21 protein-coding genes are annotated in these 18,426 nt (G+C 63.6%); 15 read left to right on the forward strand and 6 right to left on the reverse strand.

From position 1 onward, the window contains the following. Positions 1-55 precede the first annotated feature (55 nt). The 3 genes from AC1D05_RS23290 to AC1D05_RS23300 form a co-directional block, all read right to left on the reverse strand. A complete protein-coding gene (locus AC1D05_RS23290) occupies positions 56-415 on the reverse strand; it encodes a tRNA-binding protein (RefSeq protein ID WP_477444098.1) in 360 nt (119 codons plus the stop codon). Positions 416-432: 17 nt separating this feature from the next. Further along, positions 433-933, reverse strand: coding sequence for a type III secretion system chaperone family protein (locus tag AC1D05_RS23295; RefSeq protein ID WP_027030631.1), 501 nt, complete (start codon positions 931-933; stop codon positions 433-435). Positions 934-1,271: 338 nt separating this feature from the next. After that, positions 1,272-1,574 (reverse strand): accessory factor UbiK family protein, encoded by a 303-nt coding sequence (locus AC1D05_RS23300; RefSeq protein WP_477444099.1) that lies wholly within the window; start codon positions 1,572-1,574, stop codon positions 1,272-1,274. A gap of 220 nt (positions 1,575-1,794) precedes the next feature. On the opposite strand from AC1D05_RS23300, the gene AC1D05_RS23305 reads away from it, so the two are divergent. The 7 genes from AC1D05_RS23305 (at position 1,795) to AC1D05_RS23335 (ending at position 7,919) form a co-directional block, all read left to right on the forward strand. Further along, a complete protein-coding gene (locus AC1D05_RS23305) occupies positions 1,795-2,028 on the forward strand; it encodes a BrnA antitoxin family protein (protein WP_477444100.1) in 234 nt (77 codons plus the stop codon). Between the two features lie 134 nt (positions 2,029-2,162). After that, positions 2,163-3,023, forward strand: a complete 861-nt coding sequence (gene lgt / locus AC1D05_RS23310) for a prolipoprotein diacylglyceryl transferase (RefSeq protein WP_477444101.1) — start codon at positions 2,163-2,165, stop codon at positions 3,021-3,023. Further along, positions 3,020-4,108: a class I SAM-dependent methyltransferase gene (locus tag AC1D05_RS23315; RefSeq protein ID WP_477444102.1), complete on the forward strand. Its 1,089-nt coding sequence runs from the start codon at positions 3,020-3,022 to the stop codon at positions 4,106-4,108. Before lgt ends, AC1D05_RS23315 begins: the two co-directional genes overlap by 4 nt. 115 nt (positions 4,109-4,223) lie before the next feature. Then, entirely contained in the window at positions 4,224-5,018 is a 795-nt protein-coding gene (pgeF, locus tag AC1D05_RS23320) for a peptidoglycan editing factor PgeF (RefSeq protein ID WP_477444103.1), read from the forward strand. Further along, positions 5,018-6,169, forward strand: a complete 1,152-nt coding sequence (locus AC1D05_RS23325; protein WP_477444104.1) for a M24 family metallopeptidase — start codon at positions 5,018-5,020, stop codon at positions 6,167-6,169. Before pgeF ends, AC1D05_RS23325 begins: the two co-directional genes overlap by 1 nt. Before the next feature lie 43 nt (positions 6,170-6,212). Continuing rightward, positions 6,213-6,815, forward strand: a complete 603-nt coding sequence (locus AC1D05_RS23330; protein WP_477444105.1) for a hypothetical protein — start codon at positions 6,213-6,215, stop codon at positions 6,813-6,815. Positions 6,816-6,983: 168 nt separating this feature from the next. Next, positions 6,984-7,919: a ribose-phosphate pyrophosphokinase gene (locus AC1D05_RS23335; protein WP_015316090.1), complete on the forward strand. Its 936-nt coding sequence runs from the start codon at positions 6,984-6,986 to the stop codon at positions 7,917-7,919. On the opposite strand, the gene AC1D05_RS23340 is transcribed toward AC1D05_RS23335, so the two are convergent. Beyond that, positions 7,916-8,806, reverse strand: a complete 891-nt coding sequence (locus AC1D05_RS23340; protein ID WP_477444106.1) for an AraC family transcriptional regulator — start codon at positions 8,804-8,806, stop codon at positions 7,916-7,918. The genes AC1D05_RS23335 and AC1D05_RS23340 overlap by 4 nt on opposite strands. 144 nt (positions 8,807-8,950) lie before the next feature. Here AC1D05_RS23340 and AC1D05_RS23345 point away from each other — a divergent pair, with 144 nt between their 5' ends. Beyond that, on the forward strand, positions 8,951-10,192 hold the full coding sequence (locus tag AC1D05_RS23345) for an MFS transporter (RefSeq protein WP_477444107.1): 1,242 nt from the start codon (positions 8,951-8,953) through the stop codon (positions 10,190-10,192). An 80-nt stretch (positions 10,193-10,272) separates the two neighbouring features. Here the strand turns inward: AC1D05_RS23345 and AC1D05_RS23350 are convergent, their stop codons facing one another. Further along, positions 10,273-11,130 (reverse strand): alpha/beta fold hydrolase, encoded by an 858-nt coding sequence (locus tag AC1D05_RS23350; protein ID WP_477444108.1) that lies wholly within the window; start codon positions 11,128-11,130, stop codon positions 10,273-10,275. A 169-nt stretch (positions 11,131-11,299) separates the two neighbouring features. Between AC1D05_RS23350 and AC1D05_RS23355 the strand changes: the two genes are divergently transcribed. Then, a complete protein-coding gene (locus AC1D05_RS23355) occupies positions 11,300-11,731 on the forward strand; it encodes a MarR family winged helix-turn-helix transcriptional regulator (protein ID WP_477444109.1) in 432 nt (143 codons plus the stop codon). 65 nt (positions 11,732-11,796) lie between these two features. On the opposite strand, the gene AC1D05_RS23360 is transcribed toward AC1D05_RS23355, so the two are convergent. Beyond that, positions 11,797-12,834 carry a LacI family DNA-binding transcriptional regulator gene (locus AC1D05_RS23360; protein WP_477444110.1) on the reverse strand — a complete coding sequence of 346 codons (1,038 nt, stop codon included), beginning with the start codon at positions 12,832-12,834 and terminating at the stop codon, positions 11,797-11,799. Between the two features lie 285 nt (positions 12,835-13,119). Here AC1D05_RS23360 and AC1D05_RS23365 point away from each other — a divergent pair, with 285 nt between their 5' ends. The 6 genes from AC1D05_RS23365 (at position 13,120) to AC1D05_RS23390 (ending at position 18,421) form a co-directional block, all read left to right on the forward strand. Continuing rightward, entirely contained in the window at positions 13,120-14,139 is a 1,020-nt protein-coding gene (locus AC1D05_RS23365; RefSeq protein WP_477444111.1) for a sterol desaturase family protein, read from the forward strand. 94 nt (positions 14,140-14,233) lie between these two features. After that, the gene (locus AC1D05_RS23370) at positions 14,234-15,214 is read left to right on the forward strand and encodes a sugar ABC transporter substrate-binding protein (RefSeq protein ID WP_477444112.1); all 981 of its coding nucleotides are present in this window, start codon (positions 14,234-14,236) and stop codon (positions 15,212-15,214) included. A gap of 174 nt (positions 15,215-15,388) precedes the next feature. Further along, positions 15,389-16,390 (forward strand): ABC transporter permease, encoded by a 1,002-nt coding sequence (locus AC1D05_RS23375; protein ID WP_477444215.1) that lies wholly within the window; start codon positions 15,389-15,391, stop codon positions 16,388-16,390. Beyond that, positions 16,390-17,214 carry an ATP-binding cassette domain-containing protein gene (locus AC1D05_RS23380; RefSeq protein ID WP_477444113.1) on the forward strand — a complete coding sequence of 275 codons (825 nt, stop codon included), beginning with the start codon at positions 16,390-16,392 and terminating at the stop codon, positions 17,212-17,214. Before AC1D05_RS23375 ends, AC1D05_RS23380 begins: the two co-directional genes overlap by 1 nt. Positions 17,215-17,325: 111 nt before the next feature. Beyond that, a complete protein-coding gene (locus AC1D05_RS23385; RefSeq protein WP_477444114.1) occupies positions 17,326-17,637 on the forward strand; it encodes a MocE family 2Fe-2S type ferredoxin in 312 nt (103 codons plus the stop codon). A gap of 1 nt (position 17,638) precedes the next feature. Then, entirely contained in the window at positions 17,639-18,421 is a 783-nt protein-coding gene (locus tag AC1D05_RS23390) for a TIM barrel protein (protein ID WP_477444115.1), read from the forward strand. Positions 18,422-18,426 lie beyond the last annotated feature (5 nt).

Here is an 18,426-nt window from a genome sequence, read left to right on the forward strand (position 1 = left end):
ACGCCAGCTTTAAGTGCGTTTCGAATTTCTACGGCAACAACGGATTGGAGTGCGCTTAAAACAGCCGCCCGCCGTCCGGCACCTTGCGCTCGATCGCGCCGAGCACCACGGCGCCCTCCTCGTCGGGAAAGCCCAGCGTCAGCACTTCCGACATGAACGGCCCGATCTGGCGCGGCGGGAAATTGACCACGGCGAACACCTGCCGGCCGATCAGCGTCTCCGGCGTATAGTATTTGGTGATCTGCGCCGACGATTTCTTCACCCCGATCTCAGGCCCGAAATCGATCTTCAGCTTGAAGGCAGGCTTACGTGCCTCGGGAAACGGTTCGGCCTCGACGATCGTGCCGGCGCGGATGTCGACACGATCGAAATCGGCAAAACGGATCTCGGGCTTACGCTCGCTGCTCGAACTCATGTCTCTGCCTTGACGGCTCAGGCGTTGCCATAGGTCTCGAACAGCACGCCGGCGAGCGCGTCCTTGGCCGAGGTTCCCGACCAGACGACGAATTGAAAGGCCTGGAAATAGCATTCGCAGGCTTCCAGCGCCGAGGACAAGAGCACCTCGACCTGCTGACTCGACGGCTCGACCCCGCCTGCCAAAAGCAGCGACTGGCGGAACATGATCGCGCCTTCCTGCTCCCACAGGTCGAAATGGCCGAACAGCATCTGCTCGTTGATCAGCGATAACAGCCGCATCACTTCCAGCGCGCGGGTCTCCGGCACCTTGATGTCGAAGGCGCAGGCCAGGTGCAGAGCCTCGAAATCTTCCATCCAGGAGAAGGAGACGTGATAGTCGGTCCAGCTGCCGGCGACCGAGATCGAGATTTCATCATCGCCGGCCCGTTCGAAGGACCAGTCATTGTTGTGGGCCACCTGCTCGATAACATCCACCGGATGGATTTCGCGGGAGTATTCGAGTTCGAGAAGTTCCATGGAATGCTTCCTGTGTTCAGGGGGAGCGCCTCACGCTCCGCGGGGCACACACGACGAACAATCTGATCTAGAACTCGGACGGCCAGGACTTTCTTCGCGCTAGAGACTACTTCTCGACGCAAAGACCCCAGACCGGACCCCACCGCCCGGCCGCATGACCCTGCTCCGAATCATGCAACAAATTCAGTCTATTGATCGGGAGTCGCGTGAACAGCCCAATTTTTCGCACTGCGGCATTCGCATGTGGAAAGGCGCTGTCACAAAGATTCATGCAATGCCGTTAAGCGATTCACGGCAAAGCGATTTTCAGGATCGCACTATGTGGAAAAGTTTAACGATTATTTTTTTGCGCGGGGCTTCGCCGCCGCCGCTGGTGCGGCATCACCGGCCAGTTCGGCGAGCTTGGCTTCGAGCGCCTCGATGCGGGCGGCAAGCCTGCTGTTCTCGTCCCGGGCCTTGGCGGCCATCTCGCGGGCGGCCTCGAATTCCTCGCGCTGCACCACGTCCATCGAATTGAGGATGCGCTCCGCCTGCCCTTTGAAGGCGGTCTCCACCTCACGGCGCACACCCTGTGCGGCACCCGCGGCATCGGTCATCAGCTTGGCGAATTCATCGAGAATGCGGTTCGGTCCGGTCGACATGGCAAATCCTCGCTTGCTCGAAATGACGTAGTGGCGCGGAGCGCGGAATGCAAGAACGTTGAGGGCTGGTGCGGCGTCTGCGTTGCTATGGCGCATGGCGATACCATGCCTGTAGGAAGCTCTCAAACAGCCCCAAGCTGTACTTGAGAACGCCAAATCGCCTATTGTGTTTCCTCGCGTCTCGCGTCCAGCAGCGCTCGTCTCCAATCAGGGTCAACCAATGGCAACGCCCCCACGCCGACCGACAAATCCGTTCGAAGCCGCCGAAGCGGCCTTCAAGCCGGTCAAGAAGCCGGCAGCACCGCCTCGCGAACCGTCAACCGCCCCGAATGTGCGCGAGCTTGTTTCAATCCGGATCGACCGGGCCGTGCTCGACCATTTCCAGGAGGATGGCCCCGGCTGGCAGGACAGGATCAACGACGCATTGCGGCAGTTGGTGGGCGCCAAGGGTTGAGCGCAACACCCACGGCGCGGTGGCTCGCGATGGGGATCCGTCGCGACACTTGACGGCGACCAGCTTGCCTTGACCCTGCCAAAACCCTGCCGCATGGTCCGCGCCCGAACGCGACCGCAACCGAGAGCTCCCCGTTGAACGAATATTTCCTGCTGCCGCTGGCCTCGCTGCCCTTCCCCAACATCAACCCGATCCTCATCCAGATCGGGCCGCTGGCGGTGCACTGGTACGGCGTCGGCTATATCGTCGGCATCCTGTTTGCCTGGTGGTACGCCAAACGTCTCGCCGCCAACCCGAAACTGTGGCCCGACGGCATCCTGCCGATGAAACCGGAGGACCTCGACGATTTCATCGTCTGGGCGGCGATCGGCGTCGTGCTCGGCGGCCGCACCGGCTATGTGCTGTTCTACGATTTGGCGCGCTACATCGCGCACCCGCTCGACATCTTCGCCGTCTGGCAAGGCGGCATGTCGTTCCATGGCGGCCTGCTCGGCGTCATCCTCGCCATGACGCTGTTTTCCATCAAACGCGGCATCCGCACCTGGTCGTTGTTCGATGTCGTGGCCGCCGGCGTGCCGGTTGGGCTGGGCCTCGTGCGCGTCGCCAACTTCATCAATTCCGAGCTTTGGGGCCGACCGACCGATGTGCCCTGGGGAATCGAATTCCCCAATGGCGGACCGTTCACCCGCCATCCGAGCCAGCTTTACGAAGCCTTCCTCGAAGGCATCGTGCTGTTTATCGTGCTGCGCATCCTCACCCATTCGCGCTTTAAGCTGAAGACGCCGCGCTTCGTCGGCGGTGCCTTCATCTGCGGCTATGGCCTGTCGCGCATCTTCGTCGAGTTCTTCCGTGAACCCGACCAGCAGCTCGGCTATCTCCTCGGCACCAACTGGCTGACCATGGGCATGATCCTGTCGACGCCGATGGTGCTGGCCGGCATCTGGGCGATGGCGACGGCCAAGCCGGTGACGCAAGCGCAGCCACAGGCGACATGACGCGGCTGAAGACCCGCATCGTCGACCTGATCGAGGCGCTCGGCCCCCTTCCCGTCAACGAATACATGGCGCTGTGCCTGTTCGACCCCGCGGACGGCTACTACACGACGCGCGAGCCGTTCGGCGCCGCCGGCGATTTCGTCACCGCGCCGGAGATCAGCCAGATGTTCGGCGAACTCGTCGCCGTCTGGCTCTACCAGGCGTGGCTGGCCACGGGCAAACCGATGCCGGTCACCATCGCCGAGATCGGCCCGGGCCGCGGCACACTGATGAAGGACATGCTGCGCACCCTGTCCCGGCTCGATCCTGATCTGACCAATGGTGCCGCCTTCGCCATGATCGAGACCAGCCCGCGCCTGGCGGAAGTCCAAAAGCAGACGCTAGGCGCGACACCTTTCGCGGTTCGCTGGCACGAGACCATCGAGACCTTGCCCGATCAGCCGCTGCTCATCGTCGGCAACGAATTGTTCGACGCCGTGCCGATCCGCCAGTTCGTCCGCACCGGTACGGGCTGGCGCGAGCGCATGGTCGGCCTGGACGACGAGAATGCCCTTTGTTTCTACGCCGGCGCCGGCTCGGTCGACCCGACACTGCTGCCCGTCGACGCGGCTGAAGCGCCGCAAGGCGCGATCGTCGAGGTGGCGCCCGCCCGCACCGCGCTGATGGCGGCCATCGCCGAGCGCATGGCCCGCCATGGCGGCGCCGGGCTGTTTCTCGACTATGGCCATCTCCAGCCGGGTGTCGGCGACACGCTGCAGGCCTTGCGCCGGCACAATCACGAAGATGTGCTGGCCAATCCCGGCGAAGCCGACCTCACCTCGCATGTCGATTTCGCCGCCCTTGCCGCCACCGCGCGCGCGCATGGTCTCGACGCCCATCTGTCGACGCAAGGCAATTTCCTGCTCGGCATGGGCATTCTCGAGCGCGCCGGCCGGCTTGGCGCCGATGCCAGCCAGGCGGCCCGCGACAAGATCACCAGCGATGTCGAGCGCCTTGCCGGACCGCAAGCCATGGGCGAGCTGTTCAAGGTGCTCGCCGTGTTGCCGCGCGGTGTGCCGATCCGGCCCTTTGCCACGGCGGATTGACTTTTCACCGCTGCCTCTCCCAATCTCCCTCCGGCAAAAGAGCGGCCGAACCGCCGGCCACCTCGCTTCCGGACTTTTTCTTGACGAAACCGCCCACACGGACAACAACGCCCGCATGCTGAATCAGACCAAACCGGATCCCGTTCGGTCGCCGCTGCTGGACAAGGCGCAGGCACAAGGCATCCGCCACGGCTATTTCACCCGCACCGGCGGCGTCTCGACCGGCATCTACCAGGGCCTCAACATCGGCACCGGATCGGATGACGACAAGGCTCTGGTGGCCGAGAACCGCGCCCGTGTCGCCGCCTGGATGGGCGTGCCGGCGAGCCATCTGTTGACCGCCTGGCAGATCCATTCCCCTGACGTCGTCGTCGCCAGGGAACCTTTTGCCGGCGAACGTCCGAAGGCCGACGCCATCGTCACCGACCGCCCGGGCGTCGCCATCGGCGCCTCGACCGCCGACTGCGGCCCGGTGCTGTTCGCCGATGCCGGGGCGCGCATCATCGGCGCGGCGCATGCCGGCTGGAAAGGCGCTTTTACGGGCGTGCTGGAAAACACCATTGCCGCCATGGAAAGCCTGGGTGCCCGGCGCGAAAACATCGTTGCGGTGCTCGGCCCCTCGATCGGCCCCGACAATTACGAGGTCGGGCCGGAATTCGTTGCCCGCTTCGTCGAGGCCGACGCCGAAAACATCGGCTACTTCGCGCCCTCCGCCACATCAGGCCATGCCATGTTCGATCTCAACCGCTACACGGTCGACCGGCTGACCAAGGCCGGCGTAACCGCCGAGGCCCTCGGCCGCTGCACCTATGCCGAGGCAGATCTGTTTTACTCCTACCGGCGCACCACGCACCGCAAGGAGCCCGATTACGGCCGGCAGGTTTCGGCCATCGTTTTGGAGAAGGTATAATGGCGCTGCATTTTGAACGATCGGAATTTGACGCGCGGCGCGACCGCCTGATGATCGAGATGGCCGAGAAGAAGCTCGACGCCATCCTGCTGTTCGCGCAGGAGAGCATGTACTGGCTGACCGGCTACGATACGTTCGGCTTCTGCTTCTTCCAGTGCCTGGTGGTGAAGGCCGACGGCTCGATGGTGCTTTTGACTCGCTCGGCCGACCTGCGCCAGGCACGCCACACCTCGATCATCGACAACATCGTGCTGTGGACCGACCGCAACGGCGCCAACCCGGCGGTCGACCTGCGCAATCTGCTCAACGACCTCGACCTGCTCGGCGCCCGCATCGGCGTCGAATACGACACCCACGGCCTGACCGCCTACAATGGCCGCCGGCTGGACGAGCAATTGCAGACATTTGGCCAGATCGCCGACGCATCCGGCATCGTCGGCCGCCTGCGCCTGTTCAAGAGCCCGGCCGAGATCGCCAAGGCCGAGAAGGCCGCCAACCTCTCCGACGACGCGCTCGACGCGGCGCTGCCGCTAATCAAGCAGGGCGGCGACGAGGCGCTGATCCTTGCCGCCATGCAGGGCGCGGTCTTTGCCGGCGGCGGCGACTATCCGGCCAACGAGTTCATCATCGGCTCCGGCGTCGATGCCCTGCTCTGCCGCTACAAGGCGGGCCGCCGCAAGCTCACCAAGAACGACCAGCTGACGCTCGAATGGGCCGGTGTCTTCCATCACTACCACGCGCCGATGATGCGCACGGTGCTGACCGGCAAGGTGTCGAAGCGCCATCAGGAACTGTTCGACGCCGCGCGTGCCGCCCTTCTCGCGGTCGAAAAGGCGATGGCGCCGGGCAATACATTTGGCGATGTCTTCGATGCGCACGCCCGCACCATGGAGACGCACGGCCTGACCAAGCACCGGCTGAACGCCTGCGGCTACTCCGTCGGCGCTCGCTTCACGCCGTCCTGGATGGACATGCCGATGTTCTATCAGGGCAATCCCGAGCCGATCGCGCCGCACATGACGCTGTTCGCCCATATGATCATCATGGATTCCGAGACCGAGACGGCAATGACGCTTGGCCGCACCTACCTGACCACCGAATCCCAGCCGAAGCCGCTGTCCCGCCATGATCTCGACTTGATCGTACAGTGAATCCATAATGGGAGGCGTTCTTCGCCAAGGAGTTAGAAGGCAAATGAGACGATCGCATGTGACGACCGTGTCATTGCTTGTGGCATTGGCTCTTGCCTCCTGCACCAACGCAAAGGACGTTCTCGAACCTTCCGCCATCACCCCGCCGGCGACCTCGGCGCCGGCAGCACCGGGCAGCACGGCGGCCACGGTTCCCGCAACGTCACCAGCCGCGCCGGCCACCACCACCGCGCCGCTCACTTCGGCCCAGAGCGCCGCCATTCTGTCGAAGACCCGGCTGCAGATCGCGCCGATCGTCGGCGCTTCGGTGGAGGCCGCTACACCGCTGACGGCGGAATTGCAGACGCGCGCCAAGCAGCGTGGCATCACGCTTGCCGGCAGCGCCGACCAGACCGCGACGCATGTGCTGAAGGGCTATTTCTCGGCGATTTCGGAAGGCAAGGACACCACCGTCATCTATGTCTGGGACGTCTACGATCCCGCCGGCAACCGCCTGCATCGCATCAACGGCCAAATGAAGGCGCCATCGGCTGGCAATGGCGGGGGCGCCGACAGCTGGAAGGATGTCTCGTCTGCCACCATGCAGGCGATCGCCGACCAGACCATCGACCAGTTCGCGGCATTTCTCGGCGGCAAGGCGGGTTAGCAAGGCGTGCTGGAGTGTTGCCTCTCGGCGATGGCACGAACCTTTCTTGAGTTTAGCCGGCGGATTCCCGATCTCGGCGCTTGCAATACCGGCGCGGGCCGCTAAAAGCCCGGTTAACGGGCGCAGGCGAGTCCGTGAGGTCTCGCTATCCTCCACCAGGAACGGTGCATGAAACTCTTCGCGGGCAATTCCAACCGGGTGCTGGCCGAAGCGGTCGCCCGTTATCTCAATGTCCCGCTGGGCAAGGCCAGTGTCAGGCGCTTCGCCGACCAGGAAATCTTCGTCGAAATCCAGGAAAACGTGCGCGGCGAGGACGTCTTCATCCTGCAGTCGACCTCGTTCCCGACCAACGATCATTTGATGGAACTGCTCATCATGATCGACGCCTTCATGCGCTCCTCGGCCAAGCGCATCACGGCGGTGATTCCCTATTTCGGCTATGCCAGGCAGGATCGCCGCGCCTCGGGCCGCACGCCGATCTCGGCCAAGCTGGTCGCCAACATGATCACCCGCGCCGGCGTCGACCGGGTTCTGACGCTGGACCTCCATGCCGGCCAGATCCAGGGTTTCTTCGATATCCCGACCGACAATCTGTTCTCGGTGCCGGTGATGGCCCGCGACGTGAAGGCGAAATACAAACAGCTCGGCAATGTCGTGGTGGTATCGCCCGATATTGGCGGTGTGGTGCGCGCGCGTGCGCTGGCCAAGCGCTTCGATGCGCAACTCGCCATCGTCGACAAGCGCCGTGAACGCCCGGGCGAATCGGAAGTCATGAATATCATCGGCGCGGTCGCCGGCAAGGATTGCCTGCTGATCGACGACATCGTCGATTCCGGCGGCACGCTGTGCAATGCCGCCGATGCGCTGCTGGCCAATGGCGCCACCAGCGTCACCGCCTATATCACCCACGGCGTGCTGTCGGGCGGCGCTGTCGCCCGCATCAGCGGCTCGAAGCTGCAGGAACTGGTGATCACCGATTCCATCCAGCCGACGCAGGGCGTCCTCGACGCCCCCAACATCCGCGTCATCTCGATCGCCGACCTGATGGGCGAAGCGATCTCGCGCACGGCGACCGAGGAATCGGTGTCGAGCCTGTTCGACTAAACCCCTGACGGCAGCAATCTGGTTCCTGCATCGGGTGCCGCTCGCCGCGAGCTTTCGCCGCCATCGCGCGTGCCACTCATATAGCCGCGCGGCGAGGAGCCCAGCATGCGCTTGAACATGGTGATGAAGGCCGGCACGCTGTCATAGCCCAAGTCGAGCGCCACCCGGGTGATCGGCTCGCCATCGGCGAGCCGCGGCAGCGCCGCGAACAGGCAGGCCTGCTGGCGCCATGTCGACAGCGACAGGCCGGTCTGGCGCTGGAAGGCGCGCGTGAACGAGCGCCGGCTCATGCCGGCGGCATCCGCCCATTCGTCGATCGTCGCATGTGGCGAAGGTGCCGCGACAAAGCGACGGCACAGTATCGCCAGCCTCGGATCTGACGGGAATGGCAGGCCGAGCGGCCGTTCCGGCAAGGTCGGGATTTCATGCAGCAACAGGTTCATGATCAGCCCGCCGCGCCCTTGCAACTCGCCGCCTTGCGGCAGTTTCTCCGATTCCACGATCAGGCTGTGCATCAATTCGGTGACGCCGACGACGCGCAAGCCTTCCGGCAGGCCGGGAATCGCGCCCGGCATGACATAGACCGAGCGCATCGAGACATCGCCCAGCATCTCGACGGAATGCTCCGTGCCGGCCGGAATCCACATTGCGTGGTCTGGCGGCACCATCCAGCGCCCGTGCCGCGTCGTCACCAGCACGACGCCGACCAGCGCGTGCAGCAACTGGCTGCGGCTGTGGCGGTGTTGCGGCACATGGTAGCCATCGGGATATTCGGTAGGCAAAGCCACTGCCGGCCCGGCGACCTCCTCCAGCCATTGCCAGCGACTCTCATGCAATTGGCCAAGATCGGCATTGCCGGCACGAAAGATTTCCCTGCCATGTGGCATCGGCTATGGCCCACTTGCGAAACTATTGGACCAAACCACGAAAGAAGTCGCACGGCAAGCAGCCTATAAGGCAACCGTCCCTAAGGCGGCCGCACCGCCAGATTGCCTGCGGGCGTGCCCGCCAAAAAGACCACGGAGCCATCCTTGACCGATACGACAGCCGCCAGCGTCGCGCCACCAGCGCCCGCCAGTCACACTTCCGCCCAGGCGACGGCCTTCACCGTCATCCTGGCGGTGAGCTTCTGCCACTGCATCAACGACATCATGCAGTCGCTGCTATCGGCCATTTATCCCTTGCTGAAAGAGAATTACGGCCTCGATTTCTGGCAGATCGGCCTGTTGACCTTCACCTTCCAGGTGACCGCCTCGCTGCTGCAGCCGGTGATCGGCATGATCACCGACAAGCGGCCGATGCCCTATTCCCTGCCCTACGGCATGGCCTCGTCGCTGATCGGCCTGGTCGTGCTGGCCTATGCCGGGCACTACTATCTGCTGCTGATCGGCGCCTCTCTGATCGGCATCGGCTCGGCGATCTTCCATCCGGAATCCTCGCGCATCGCACGCTTCGCCTCGGGCGGCCGGTTTGGCCTGGCGCAGTCGCTGTTCCAGGTCGGCGGCAATTTCGGCCAGTCGATGGGGCCGCTGCTGGCCGCCTTCATCGTCGTGCCCTTCGGCCAGACCAGCATCGCCTGGTTCGCCGTCGGCTCGCTGATCGGCATTGTCGTTTTGTGGCAGGTCGGCGGCTGGTACAGCCGGCTGCGCGCCGCGCAAGGCACCCGCAAGGCGGCAAGCTTCGTCTCGCCCTTCCCGCGCCGCAAGGTGATGAACGCGTTGATCGTGCTGACCTTGCTGGTACTGAGCAAGAACGCCTACATCGCCAGCCTCGCCAGCTACTACACCTTCTACTCCATCCATAAGTTCGGGGTGTCGGTGCAGATGTCGCAGATCATGCTGTTCCTGTTCCTCGGCGCCTCGGCGCTCGGCATCCTGCTCGGCGGCCCGTTCGGCGACCGCTACGGACAGAAGGCAATGATCTGGTTCTCGATCGTCGGCGTGCTGCCCTTCACGCTGGCGCTGCCCTATGCCAACCTGGAATGGACCATGGTGCTGACCGTGCTGATCGGGCTGATCCTGTCGTCGGCCTTCTCCAACATCGTCGTCTTCGCGCAGGAACTGGTGCCGGGCCGCGTCGGCATGATCGCCGGGATCTTCTTCGGCTTCGCCTTCGGCATGGGCGGCATCGCGGCTGCCGTGCTCGGCGTCGTCGCCGACATGAAGGGCATCGATTTCGTCTTCCAGATCTGCTCGTATTTGCCGTTCCTGGGACTGCTGACCGTGTTCCTGCCGAACATGAAGGAAGCCCGAAAGGCTCAGGCGACCGCTTAAATTCGGCTGACCCTGAACTGATACAAAAAAGCACCCGCCAGCCGGCGGGTGCGATTCTTTTCTCTGCCGTCCCCGGGCAATTACGCCTTGAAGAAGGCCAGCAGGTCGGCGTTGATGATATCGGCATGGGTTGTCGCCATACCGTGCGGAAAGCCCTTGTAGACCTTGAGCTCGCCCTTCTTGAGCAGCTTGATCGACAGCAGCGCCGAATCGGCGATGGGAACGATCTGGTCGTCGTCGCCATGCATGACCAGCACCGGCACATCGATCGCCTTCAGATCCTCGGTGAAGTCGGTTTCCGAGAACGCCTTGATGCAATCATAATGCGCCTTGGTGCCGCCCATCATGCCCTGGCGCCACCAATTGTCGATGACGCCCTGCGAGACCTCGGCACCCGGACGGTTGAAGCCGTAGAACGGACCGGCAGGAACGTCGCGGAAGAACTGGGCCCGGTTGGCCGCCTGGGCGGCGCGGAAATCATCAAAGACCTCGATCGGCAGGCCGCCGGGATTGGCAGCTGTCTTGAGCATGATCGGCGGCACCGCCCCGATCAGCACCGCCTTGGCGACGCGACCGCCTGAGCCGTATTTCGCGACATAACGCGCCACTTCGCCGCCGCCGGTCGAATGGCCGACATGGATGGCGTTCTTGAGGTCGAGATGCGCGGCAAGTTCCGCCATATCGGCGGCATAAGTGTCCATCTCGTTGCCGATATCCGTCTGGGTCGAACGGCCATGGCCGCGCCGGTCATGGGCGATGACGCGGTAGCCTTGTGCCAGGAAGAACAGCATCTGGGCGTCCCAGTCGTCGCTGCTCAACGGCCAGCCATGATGGAAGACGATGGGCTGACCGGTTCCCCAGTCCTTGTAGAAAATCTGCGTGCCGTCCTTGGTGGTGATCGTGCCGCTGCCGGAGCCCGACTTTGTCTGCGAAGCCATCTCAATCTCCTCTGATTGTTTTCGCGATAAACAATATCGCGATACCAATATAGCTAATGCAGGTCGAAGGCCTTGTCTACAAAAAAATATATATCGCGATATCATTTTTCGTGGTATCGAATTCCTACGTCGGCAAACAAGGCCCTGCGTGGCAAACAAGGAATGCGTCGTGCCTCTCCCGTTGGACAATCAGCTCTGCTTCACGCTCTACGCCACCTCGATGGCGATCAACCGCACCTACAAGCCGATGCTGGACGAGATGGGGATCACCTATCCGCAATATCTCGTGCTCAACGCGCTTGCCGAGGCCGACGGCATGTCGGTCGGCACGATCGCGCACCGGCTCGCTTTGGAATCGAGCACCATCACACCGCTGGTGAAGCGGATGGAACAGGCCGGTCTGGTCACCCGCCAGCGCAGCCAGACCGACGAGCGCCAGGTGCAGGTCGACCTGACATCAGCCGGTCGCGCGCTGCTGGTCCAGTGCAACTGCCTCAACGAGACCTTGATCGAGCGCTCTGGCATGACGCTGGCTGAACTTGATGCGCTGAACCGCCAGATCCAGGCGCTGCGTAACGCGCTGAGCGGCAATCAGGAGTAGCCGATGCCAGGCGCTCCCCAGCGCCTGTGCCGCAACCGCAGTCGCCTCGGCGTCGCAACCACCAGTCAGATATTCTCCCGCGTATAAATTTCGAACGGCACGATGGTGGTGAAGTTGCCGCCCTCATTGGGGCTGGCGACAGCGCGCACCATGCCGCTCAGCGCTTCCTTGGCGATACGGGCGAGCGGGTGCGAAATGATGAAGGTCAGCGTGCCGTCGAGCAGCGCCGGACGGGTCGACTCCATCAGTTCGTAGCCGACGACGACGACGCTTCCGGCGCGGCCGGTGGAGCGCAGCGCGGCAATGGTGCCGGTGATACCGCCACCGGCGACATAAAGCCCGGACAGATCCGGGTTTTCGTTCAGCAGCTTCTCGGTCATCTCCTGCGCGATGGCGCTGGATTCGAAGGTCAGCAGCGGCTCGAGCAACGTGAAATCAGGCGCATGCTCACGGAAATAGGAGCGGAAGCCGCTTTCATTCATCTCCTGGCAGCGATAGCGGTGATTGCCGACGAGGATGCCGAGCTTGCCGGGCGCCTTGCAGACATGCTCGAACACCCAGGCCGCCGTGCGCCCGACCTTCCAGCCGTCCAGCCCGATATAATGAACCTGACCCGTCGCCGAGATCTGCGAGATCAGCGCAAACACCGGCACGTTGCGGGCCTGCAGCGCGTCGACCGCCTGGGTGACCAGCGGATGGACGGCGGCGACAACGCCGACGGCGTCGCATTCGGCGCCGAGCGCCAGCAGGCGCGCTCCAACGTTCTGCGGCGACAGATCGTCGAGAAACTCGATGCGCAGCTCGATCTCGCAGTCGGGCATGGCCGGCGCCACCGCGCGCAGCGCCTCGGCGATGTTGCGGTAGAAGGCGCGGCCCGGCTGGTGCAGCAGGAAGCCAAAGCGATAGTGCGGCCTTGCGGCCGCTATGCGGCTGCGCAGCGCGCCCATGCCGTAGAAGCCGATCTGCTCGGCCGCCAGCCTGACGCGCTCGCGCGTGCCCTGGCGAACGGCGCCGGCGCCGCTCAGCACCCGGTTGACGGTGGCCACCGAAACATTCGCCTCGGCGGCGACATCCCTGATCGTCGGCCGCTTGTTCTGATCCATTTCGTCTCATCCGCCTGGTGCAATTGATACGAAAATATCATTCATTAAGCCAGATTGATATGAATGACACAATCCATTTGGAACAAACATTCTATTCTTGATTCATTTTGGATCAAGATGTTTATCTCATCAAAAGCAAGCAAGGCGGACGCACCGCCAGCCCAGGGATAGCAACAGCACAGCGCAGACGGGTTTTCGCCCACCGCTCACAGGCGGTGTGAGGCAGCGCGCGCGTGCGGTCCATCCCAAGGCGTAACGGGTGCGGCATTGCGGGTGGAGGATTGCATGGACGATCTCAAATACGGCGTGCGCGACAAGCGCGGCGACTGGAAGCCGAACGGACGCATCGAGGGCGCGCCGTTGTGGAACTGGCCGCCCAGGCTGCCGAAGATCCTGGCATGGCTGCCCGGCTATATCTGGCCGTGGAATGCCTTCCACATGGCCACGGCGCTGCTCTACTGGTTCTATGTCGTGCCTGGCGTCGAGACGATGAAGACGATCAGCTGGGGCTGGGCGCTGTGGCTCTACGCCGTCAATGCCGCCGCGATCCTGATCTTCTACGGCATCTTCGAGCTGCGCTATTACATCAAGCGCACCCAGGCGACGCGGTTCAAATACAACCACAAATTCCCCGGCGATGCGCCCTCCGACGTGTTCTGGTTCCAGAGCCAGAACCTCGACAACTTCCTGCGCTCGTTCTTCGTCACCATCCCGCTGTGGACCGTGGTCGAAGTCGTCTTCCTCTGGTGTTTTGCCAATGGCTACGTGCCTTGGGTCGGCTGGTCGGATCATCCGGTCTACCTCGCCGCACTGGTGCTGGTCGCGCCGGCCATCCACGAGGTGCATTTCTTCTTCATCCACCGCCTGATCCATTGGGGTCCGCTCTATCGCTGGATCCATTCGGTCCACCACAATTCGATCAACCCCTCGCCCTGGTCGTCGCTGTCGATGCATCCGGTGGAAGGGTTCCTCTACCACGCGGTCGCCTTCTGGCACCTGGTCATCCCGTCCAATCCGATCGTCGCGCTGTTCCAGCTGCATGTTGCCGGCTTCGGCGCCGTCAATGGCCATCTCGGCTTCGACAAGCTGGAAGTGACCGACGACAAGGCCGTCGATAGCCACGCCTACGCGCATTACCTGCACCACAAATATTTCGAGGTGAATTATGGCGGCGACGGGTTGATCCCGCTCGATCGCTGGTTCGGCACCTGGCACGACGGCACCAGGGAGGGCGAAGCCAAGATGGACGCCCGCTTCCAGAAAAAGAAGGAACGCATGAACGCCAAAGCCGCGGCGAACCATTGATCACATGACGCAACGCGCAACGGGAGAGGTGCGCCTGCGGATGAATTCGATTTTTTCTAAACCCGTCTGACGACGGCAACCGGGAGGAAATGAAATGAAAACGATCACGAAACTGCTGACGGCGATCATGCTTGCGGGCGTGGCGGCGACATCTGCCACCTCGGCAATGGCTGACGGGGCGAAGATCTTTGTCATCGGCGGCAAGGCCGACGACCCGTTCTGGTCGAAGGTCAAGAAGGGCGCCGACGATGCCGGCAAGGTCGCCGAACTGACCGGCGGCTCGGTCACCTGGCTCGGCCCGCAGAACTACGACAATCTCGGTCCCGACGCGGCCAAGCTGATCCGCACCGCGCTCAGCCAGAAGCCGAGCGCCATTGTCGGCCCCGACTGGGTGCCGGAGGCCATGGATGATGCCTTCAAGGAAGTCGTTGCAGCCGGCGTACCGCTCATCATCTACAATTCCGGCGGCATGGGCGCGGCCAAGCGGCTCGGCGCCATGAACTATGTCGGCAATGAAGAATACGCGGCTGGCCTCGGCGGCGGCGCCTATTACGGCAGCCATGGCTCCAAGAACGTGTTGTGCGTCAACACCTTGCCGGGCGCCACCAACACCGAAGACCGCTGCAAGGGCATTGCCGACGCCATCGCCAAGAGCGGCGGCAAATCCAGCCAGCTGCCGCTGCCCTCGTCCAGCTTCGGCAACCCGACCGCGGTCGCCGAGGCGATCAAGGCCGCCGTGCTGAAGGACAACACCATCGACGGTGTCATCACCATCAGCGCCGGCGACGCCAACAGCGCCGCCAACGCCATCAGCCAGGCCAATGCCGGCGACAAGGTCAAGCTCGCTTCGTTCGACATGGACGAGACCGGCCTGCAGCGCATCAAGGCTGGCACGCAGATGTTCGCGGTCGACCAGCAGCCCTATCTGCAGGGCTATCTCGCCGTGTCGCTGCTGAACGGCTTCGTCAATTACGGGCTCGACCTGCCGACCAAACCGGTGCTGACCGGACCGGGAATCGTCGACGCCGCCAATGTCGACGCGACGATGGCGGGTGCCGCGGCCGGCGCTCGCTAGCTTCTGCAGACAGAATGTCCGGCCCATCCGTGGGCCGGACATCATCTGCCACGCGCCGCCGATGACTGGCCACGCCAGGCTCCCATTGTTCAAGCCAGGGACATTTCGATGACATCCCAAGCCCATCACCAATCCGCCGTGGCAGCCACCGCGCCGCCCGCGCCGCACTCTTCGATGCCCTCGATCGGCAGCCTCGTGCGCCGCCCAGAAGTCGGCTCGCTGATCGGCATGATCGCCGTGCTGGTGTTCTTCTCGATCTTCGGCGGCGCCAATTTCATGTCGGCCGGCGGTGCAGCGAGCTGGCTCAACGTCGCCTCGGAACTCGGCATCATCGCGCTTCCGATCGGCCTGCTGATGATCGCCGGGCATCTCGATCTCTCCGTCGGCTCGATGGTCCCCGCCAGTTCGATGACCATCGCCATCCTGTCGGGCCATTACGGCCTGCCGATCATCGTCGGCATCCTCGCCGCGCTCGGCCTTGGGCTCGCCGTCGGCTTCGTCAATGGCGTGCTGGTGATCCGCACCAAGGTGCCGTCCTTCGTCGTCACGCTCGCCACGCTGTTTGCGCTCGCCGGCTTGACGCTCGGCCTCTCGGTCATCCTGTCCGGCAGCACCAGCGTCGCGCTGAAGAGCGGCCCCACCGCCAAGCTCTTGTTCGGCGACTATCTCGGCGGCAAGTTCGAGGTGACGCTGTTCTGGTGGATCGCCGCCATCCTGATCGTCGGCTTCATCCTGAATTTCTCGCGCTTCGGCAACTGGATCCTGGCCATGGGCGGTGACGCCGTCAGCGCCCGCAACGCCGGCATCCCGACCGACCAGGTGACCATCGCGCTGTTCATGAGCAGCGGCCTGTGCGCCGCCTTCGTCGGCATGTCGCAAGCCATCCTCTACAACAGCGCCCAGGTGGCCGCCGGCCAGTCCTTCATCTTCAACTCTATCATCGCGGTGGTCATCGGCGGCGTGCTGCTGACAGGCGGCTATGGTTCGGTGGTCGGCATCGTCTTGGGCACGCTGACCTTCGCCATCGTCAACCAGGGCATTTTCTACACCGGCTTCGACGCCAACTGGGCAAGCCTGATCATCGGCGTCCTGCTGCTGGCGGCCGTGCTGATGAACAACACCTTCCGCACCATGGCGCTCACCTACGCACCACGTGCCAAATCGAGGGCTCGCTGATGACACCGCCCCTGCTCAGGTTGACCGGACTCAACAAGTCGTTCGGTCCTATCGACGTGCTCCACGACATCTCGCTCGAGGTCAACAGAGGCGAGGTGCTGTGCCTGCTCGGCGACAACGGCGCCGGCAAGTCGACGCTGATCAAGATCCTCTCCGGTGTCCACAAGCCGACATCGGGCACGATGGAAATGGACGGCCAATCCGTCGCCTTCGACAGTCCGCGTGATGCCAGCGACCATGGCATCGCCACCGTCCACCAGTTCGGCGGGACATTCCCGCTGATGAGCATCGGCCGCTCTTTCTTCGTCGGCGCCGAGCCGACGCGGCGCTGGGGGCCGCTGACCATCTACGATCGCAAACGGGCCAACGAGATCGCCGTCACCGAGATGCGCCAGCTCGGCATCACCCGCATCGACGATGGCGACCGCCTGGTCGGCGGACTGTCCGGAGGCGAACGCCAGGCGCTGGCGATCGCGCGCGCCGTGCATTTCGGCGCCAGCGTGCTGATCCTCGACGAGCCGACCGCCGCACTTGGCGTCAAGGAGGCGGCGCACGTGCTGCGCATTGTGCTGCAGGCGCGCCGCAAGGGCATCGCGGTGATCTTCATCACCCACAATGTCGTCCATGCGCTGACCGTCGGCGACCACTTTGCCGTCCTCATCAGAGGCGCCAAGGCCGCCGACTTCCGCAAGGGCGAGAAAAGCCGCGAGGCGATCACCGACCTGATGGCGGGCGGCGAGCAGATGGCCGAGCTCGAAGCGGAGATCGAGAGCTTCTCGGCGGCTGACAACGGGTATGCGTCGCAGGGCGCGAGCCATGCGTGACCAGTGAAGACGCCCATCTCCTCCTCCCGGGCATCTTCCTGTACGGCCGGCGGAATGCGTGGTCCGCCGGCCGCCTTTTTCAACCAACCAAAGACAGACGGCAGAGTGACAATGGCGAAATGGATCAACGCGTGCGCGACCGATGACATCGAGGAAGAGGACGTCATCCGTTTCGATCACGAAGGCCGGACATTCGCCATCTACCGCAGCCCCGACGATGCCTTCTTCTGCACCGACGGGCTATGCACGCATGAGAAGGTGCATCTGAGCGACGGGTTGGTTATGGAACACAGGATCGAATGCCCGAAGCACAACGGCGTGTTCGATTACCGGACCGGCGAAGCGCTGCGCGCACCGGTCTGCGTGAACCTGAAAACCTACACCACGAAGGTCGAGGACGGCCGCGTGTACATCGAGGTCTGACATGTCCGATACATTTACGCTTGCGGCTTGCGTCGAAATGCTCTGGCGCGACCGACCGATGGAATGGCGCGTCAAGCGCCTGACCGAAATGGGTTTTCAGGTCGGCCTCTGGAACTGGCCGGACCATGACCTTGCTATGCTGGAAAGATCCGGCGCGACCTTCTCGATCATGAACGGCTATTTGCGCGGCCGGCTTGCCGATGACGAGGGTGCCGCCGAACTGTTGAAGACCGCGAAGGAGACGGCGGCGGTCGGCAAGCGCCTCGGGGTCGCGCGGCTCAATCTGCACGGCACCGGGCTGGGCGATGGCGGCCTGCCGGTCACGCCGTGCGAGACCGTCACCGGCGCGATGTGGCTCAAGGCGCGCGAGACGCTGAACCGCATCGCCGACCTTGCCGAGGCCGAAGGCGTGACCTTCACGCTGGAGAATTTGAACCTGCCGGTCGACCATCCCGGCGTGCCGTTTGGACGCGCGGAGGACACACTAGCGCTGGTGTCGAGCGTCAACCGGCCGGGCCTGCGTCTCAATCTCGATCTCTACCACGCGCAGATCGGCGAAGGGAATTTGATCGAACTGTGCCGCGCCTGCCTGCCATGGATCGGCGAGGTCCAGGTGGCCGACGTGCCCGGGCGCATGGAGCCCGGCAGCGGCGAGATCAATTACCGGGGCATCGCCCGGGCGTTGAGGGACATGGGCTACAGCGGGCCGGTCGGCATGGAGGCGTTCGCCTCAGGTGATCCCGAGGCGGCCCTGCTGGCCTTCCGCGAAGCTTTCACCGTCTGAGGGAA

This window comes from Mesorhizobium sp. P2_E9 (assembly GCF_056403815.1).

What these genes read in the sequence shown, in the direction of transcription:
- AC1D05_RS23290 (WP_477444098.1), bottom strand. Translation starts at nt 415, where the DNA reads ATGAGTTCGAGCAGCGAGCGTAAGCCCGAGATCCGTTTTGCCGATTTC.
- AC1D05_RS23295 (WP_027030631.1), bottom strand. Translation starts at nt 933, where the DNA reads ATGGAACTTCTCGAACTCGAATACTCCCGCGAAATCCATCCGGTGGAT.
- AC1D05_RS23300 (WP_477444099.1), bottom strand. Translation starts at nt 1,574, where the DNA reads ATGTCGACCGGACCGAACCGCATTCTCGATGAATTCGCCAAGCTGATG.
- AC1D05_RS23305 (WP_477444100.1), top strand. Translation starts at nt 1,795, where the DNA reads ATGGCAACGCCCCCACGCCGACCGACAAATCCGTTCGAAGCCGCCGAA.
- AC1D05_RS23315 (WP_477444102.1), top strand. Translation starts at nt 3,020, where the DNA reads ATGACGCGGCTGAAGACCCGCATCGTCGACCTGATCGAGGCGCTCGGC.
- pgeF (WP_477444103.1), top strand. Translation starts at nt 4,224, where the DNA reads ATGCTGAATCAGACCAAACCGGATCCCGTTCGGTCGCCGCTGCTGGAC.
- AC1D05_RS23325 (WP_477444104.1), top strand. Translation starts at nt 5,018, where the DNA reads ATGGCGCTGCATTTTGAACGATCGGAATTTGACGCGCGGCGCGACCGC.
- AC1D05_RS23330 (WP_477444105.1), top strand. Translation starts at nt 6,213, where the DNA reads ATGAGACGATCGCATGTGACGACCGTGTCATTGCTTGTGGCATTGGCT.
- AC1D05_RS23335 (WP_015316090.1), top strand. Translation starts at nt 6,984, where the DNA reads ATGAAACTCTTCGCGGGCAATTCCAACCGGGTGCTGGCCGAAGCGGTC.
- AC1D05_RS23340 (WP_477444106.1), bottom strand. Translation starts at nt 8,806, where the DNA reads ATGCCACATGGCAGGGAAATCTTTCGTGCCGGCAATGCCGATCTTGGC.
- AC1D05_RS23350 (WP_477444108.1), bottom strand. Translation starts at nt 11,130, where the DNA reads ATGGCTTCGCAGACAAAGTCGGGCTCCGGCAGCGGCACGATCACCACC.
- AC1D05_RS23360 (WP_477444110.1), bottom strand. Translation starts at nt 12,834, where the DNA reads ATGGATCAGAACAAGCGGCCGACGATCAGGGATGTCGCCGCCGAGGCG.
- AC1D05_RS23365 (WP_477444111.1), top strand. Translation starts at nt 13,120, where the DNA reads ATGGACGATCTCAAATACGGCGTGCGCGACAAGCGCGGCGACTGGAAG.
- AC1D05_RS23370 (WP_477444112.1), top strand. Translation starts at nt 14,234, where the DNA reads ATGAAAACGATCACGAAACTGCTGACGGCGATCATGCTTGCGGGCGTG.
- AC1D05_RS23375 (WP_477444215.1), top strand. Translation starts at nt 15,389, where the DNA reads ATGCCCTCGATCGGCAGCCTCGTGCGCCGCCCAGAAGTCGGCTCGCTG.
- AC1D05_RS23380 (WP_477444113.1), top strand. Translation starts at nt 16,390, where the DNA reads ATGACACCGCCCCTGCTCAGGTTGACCGGACTCAACAAGTCGTTCGGT.
- AC1D05_RS23385 (WP_477444114.1), top strand. Translation starts at nt 17,326, where the DNA reads ATGGCGAAATGGATCAACGCGTGCGCGACCGATGACATCGAGGAAGAG.
- AC1D05_RS23390 (WP_477444115.1), top strand. Translation starts at nt 17,639, where the DNA reads ATGTCCGATACATTTACGCTTGCGGCTTGCGTCGAAATGCTCTGGCGC.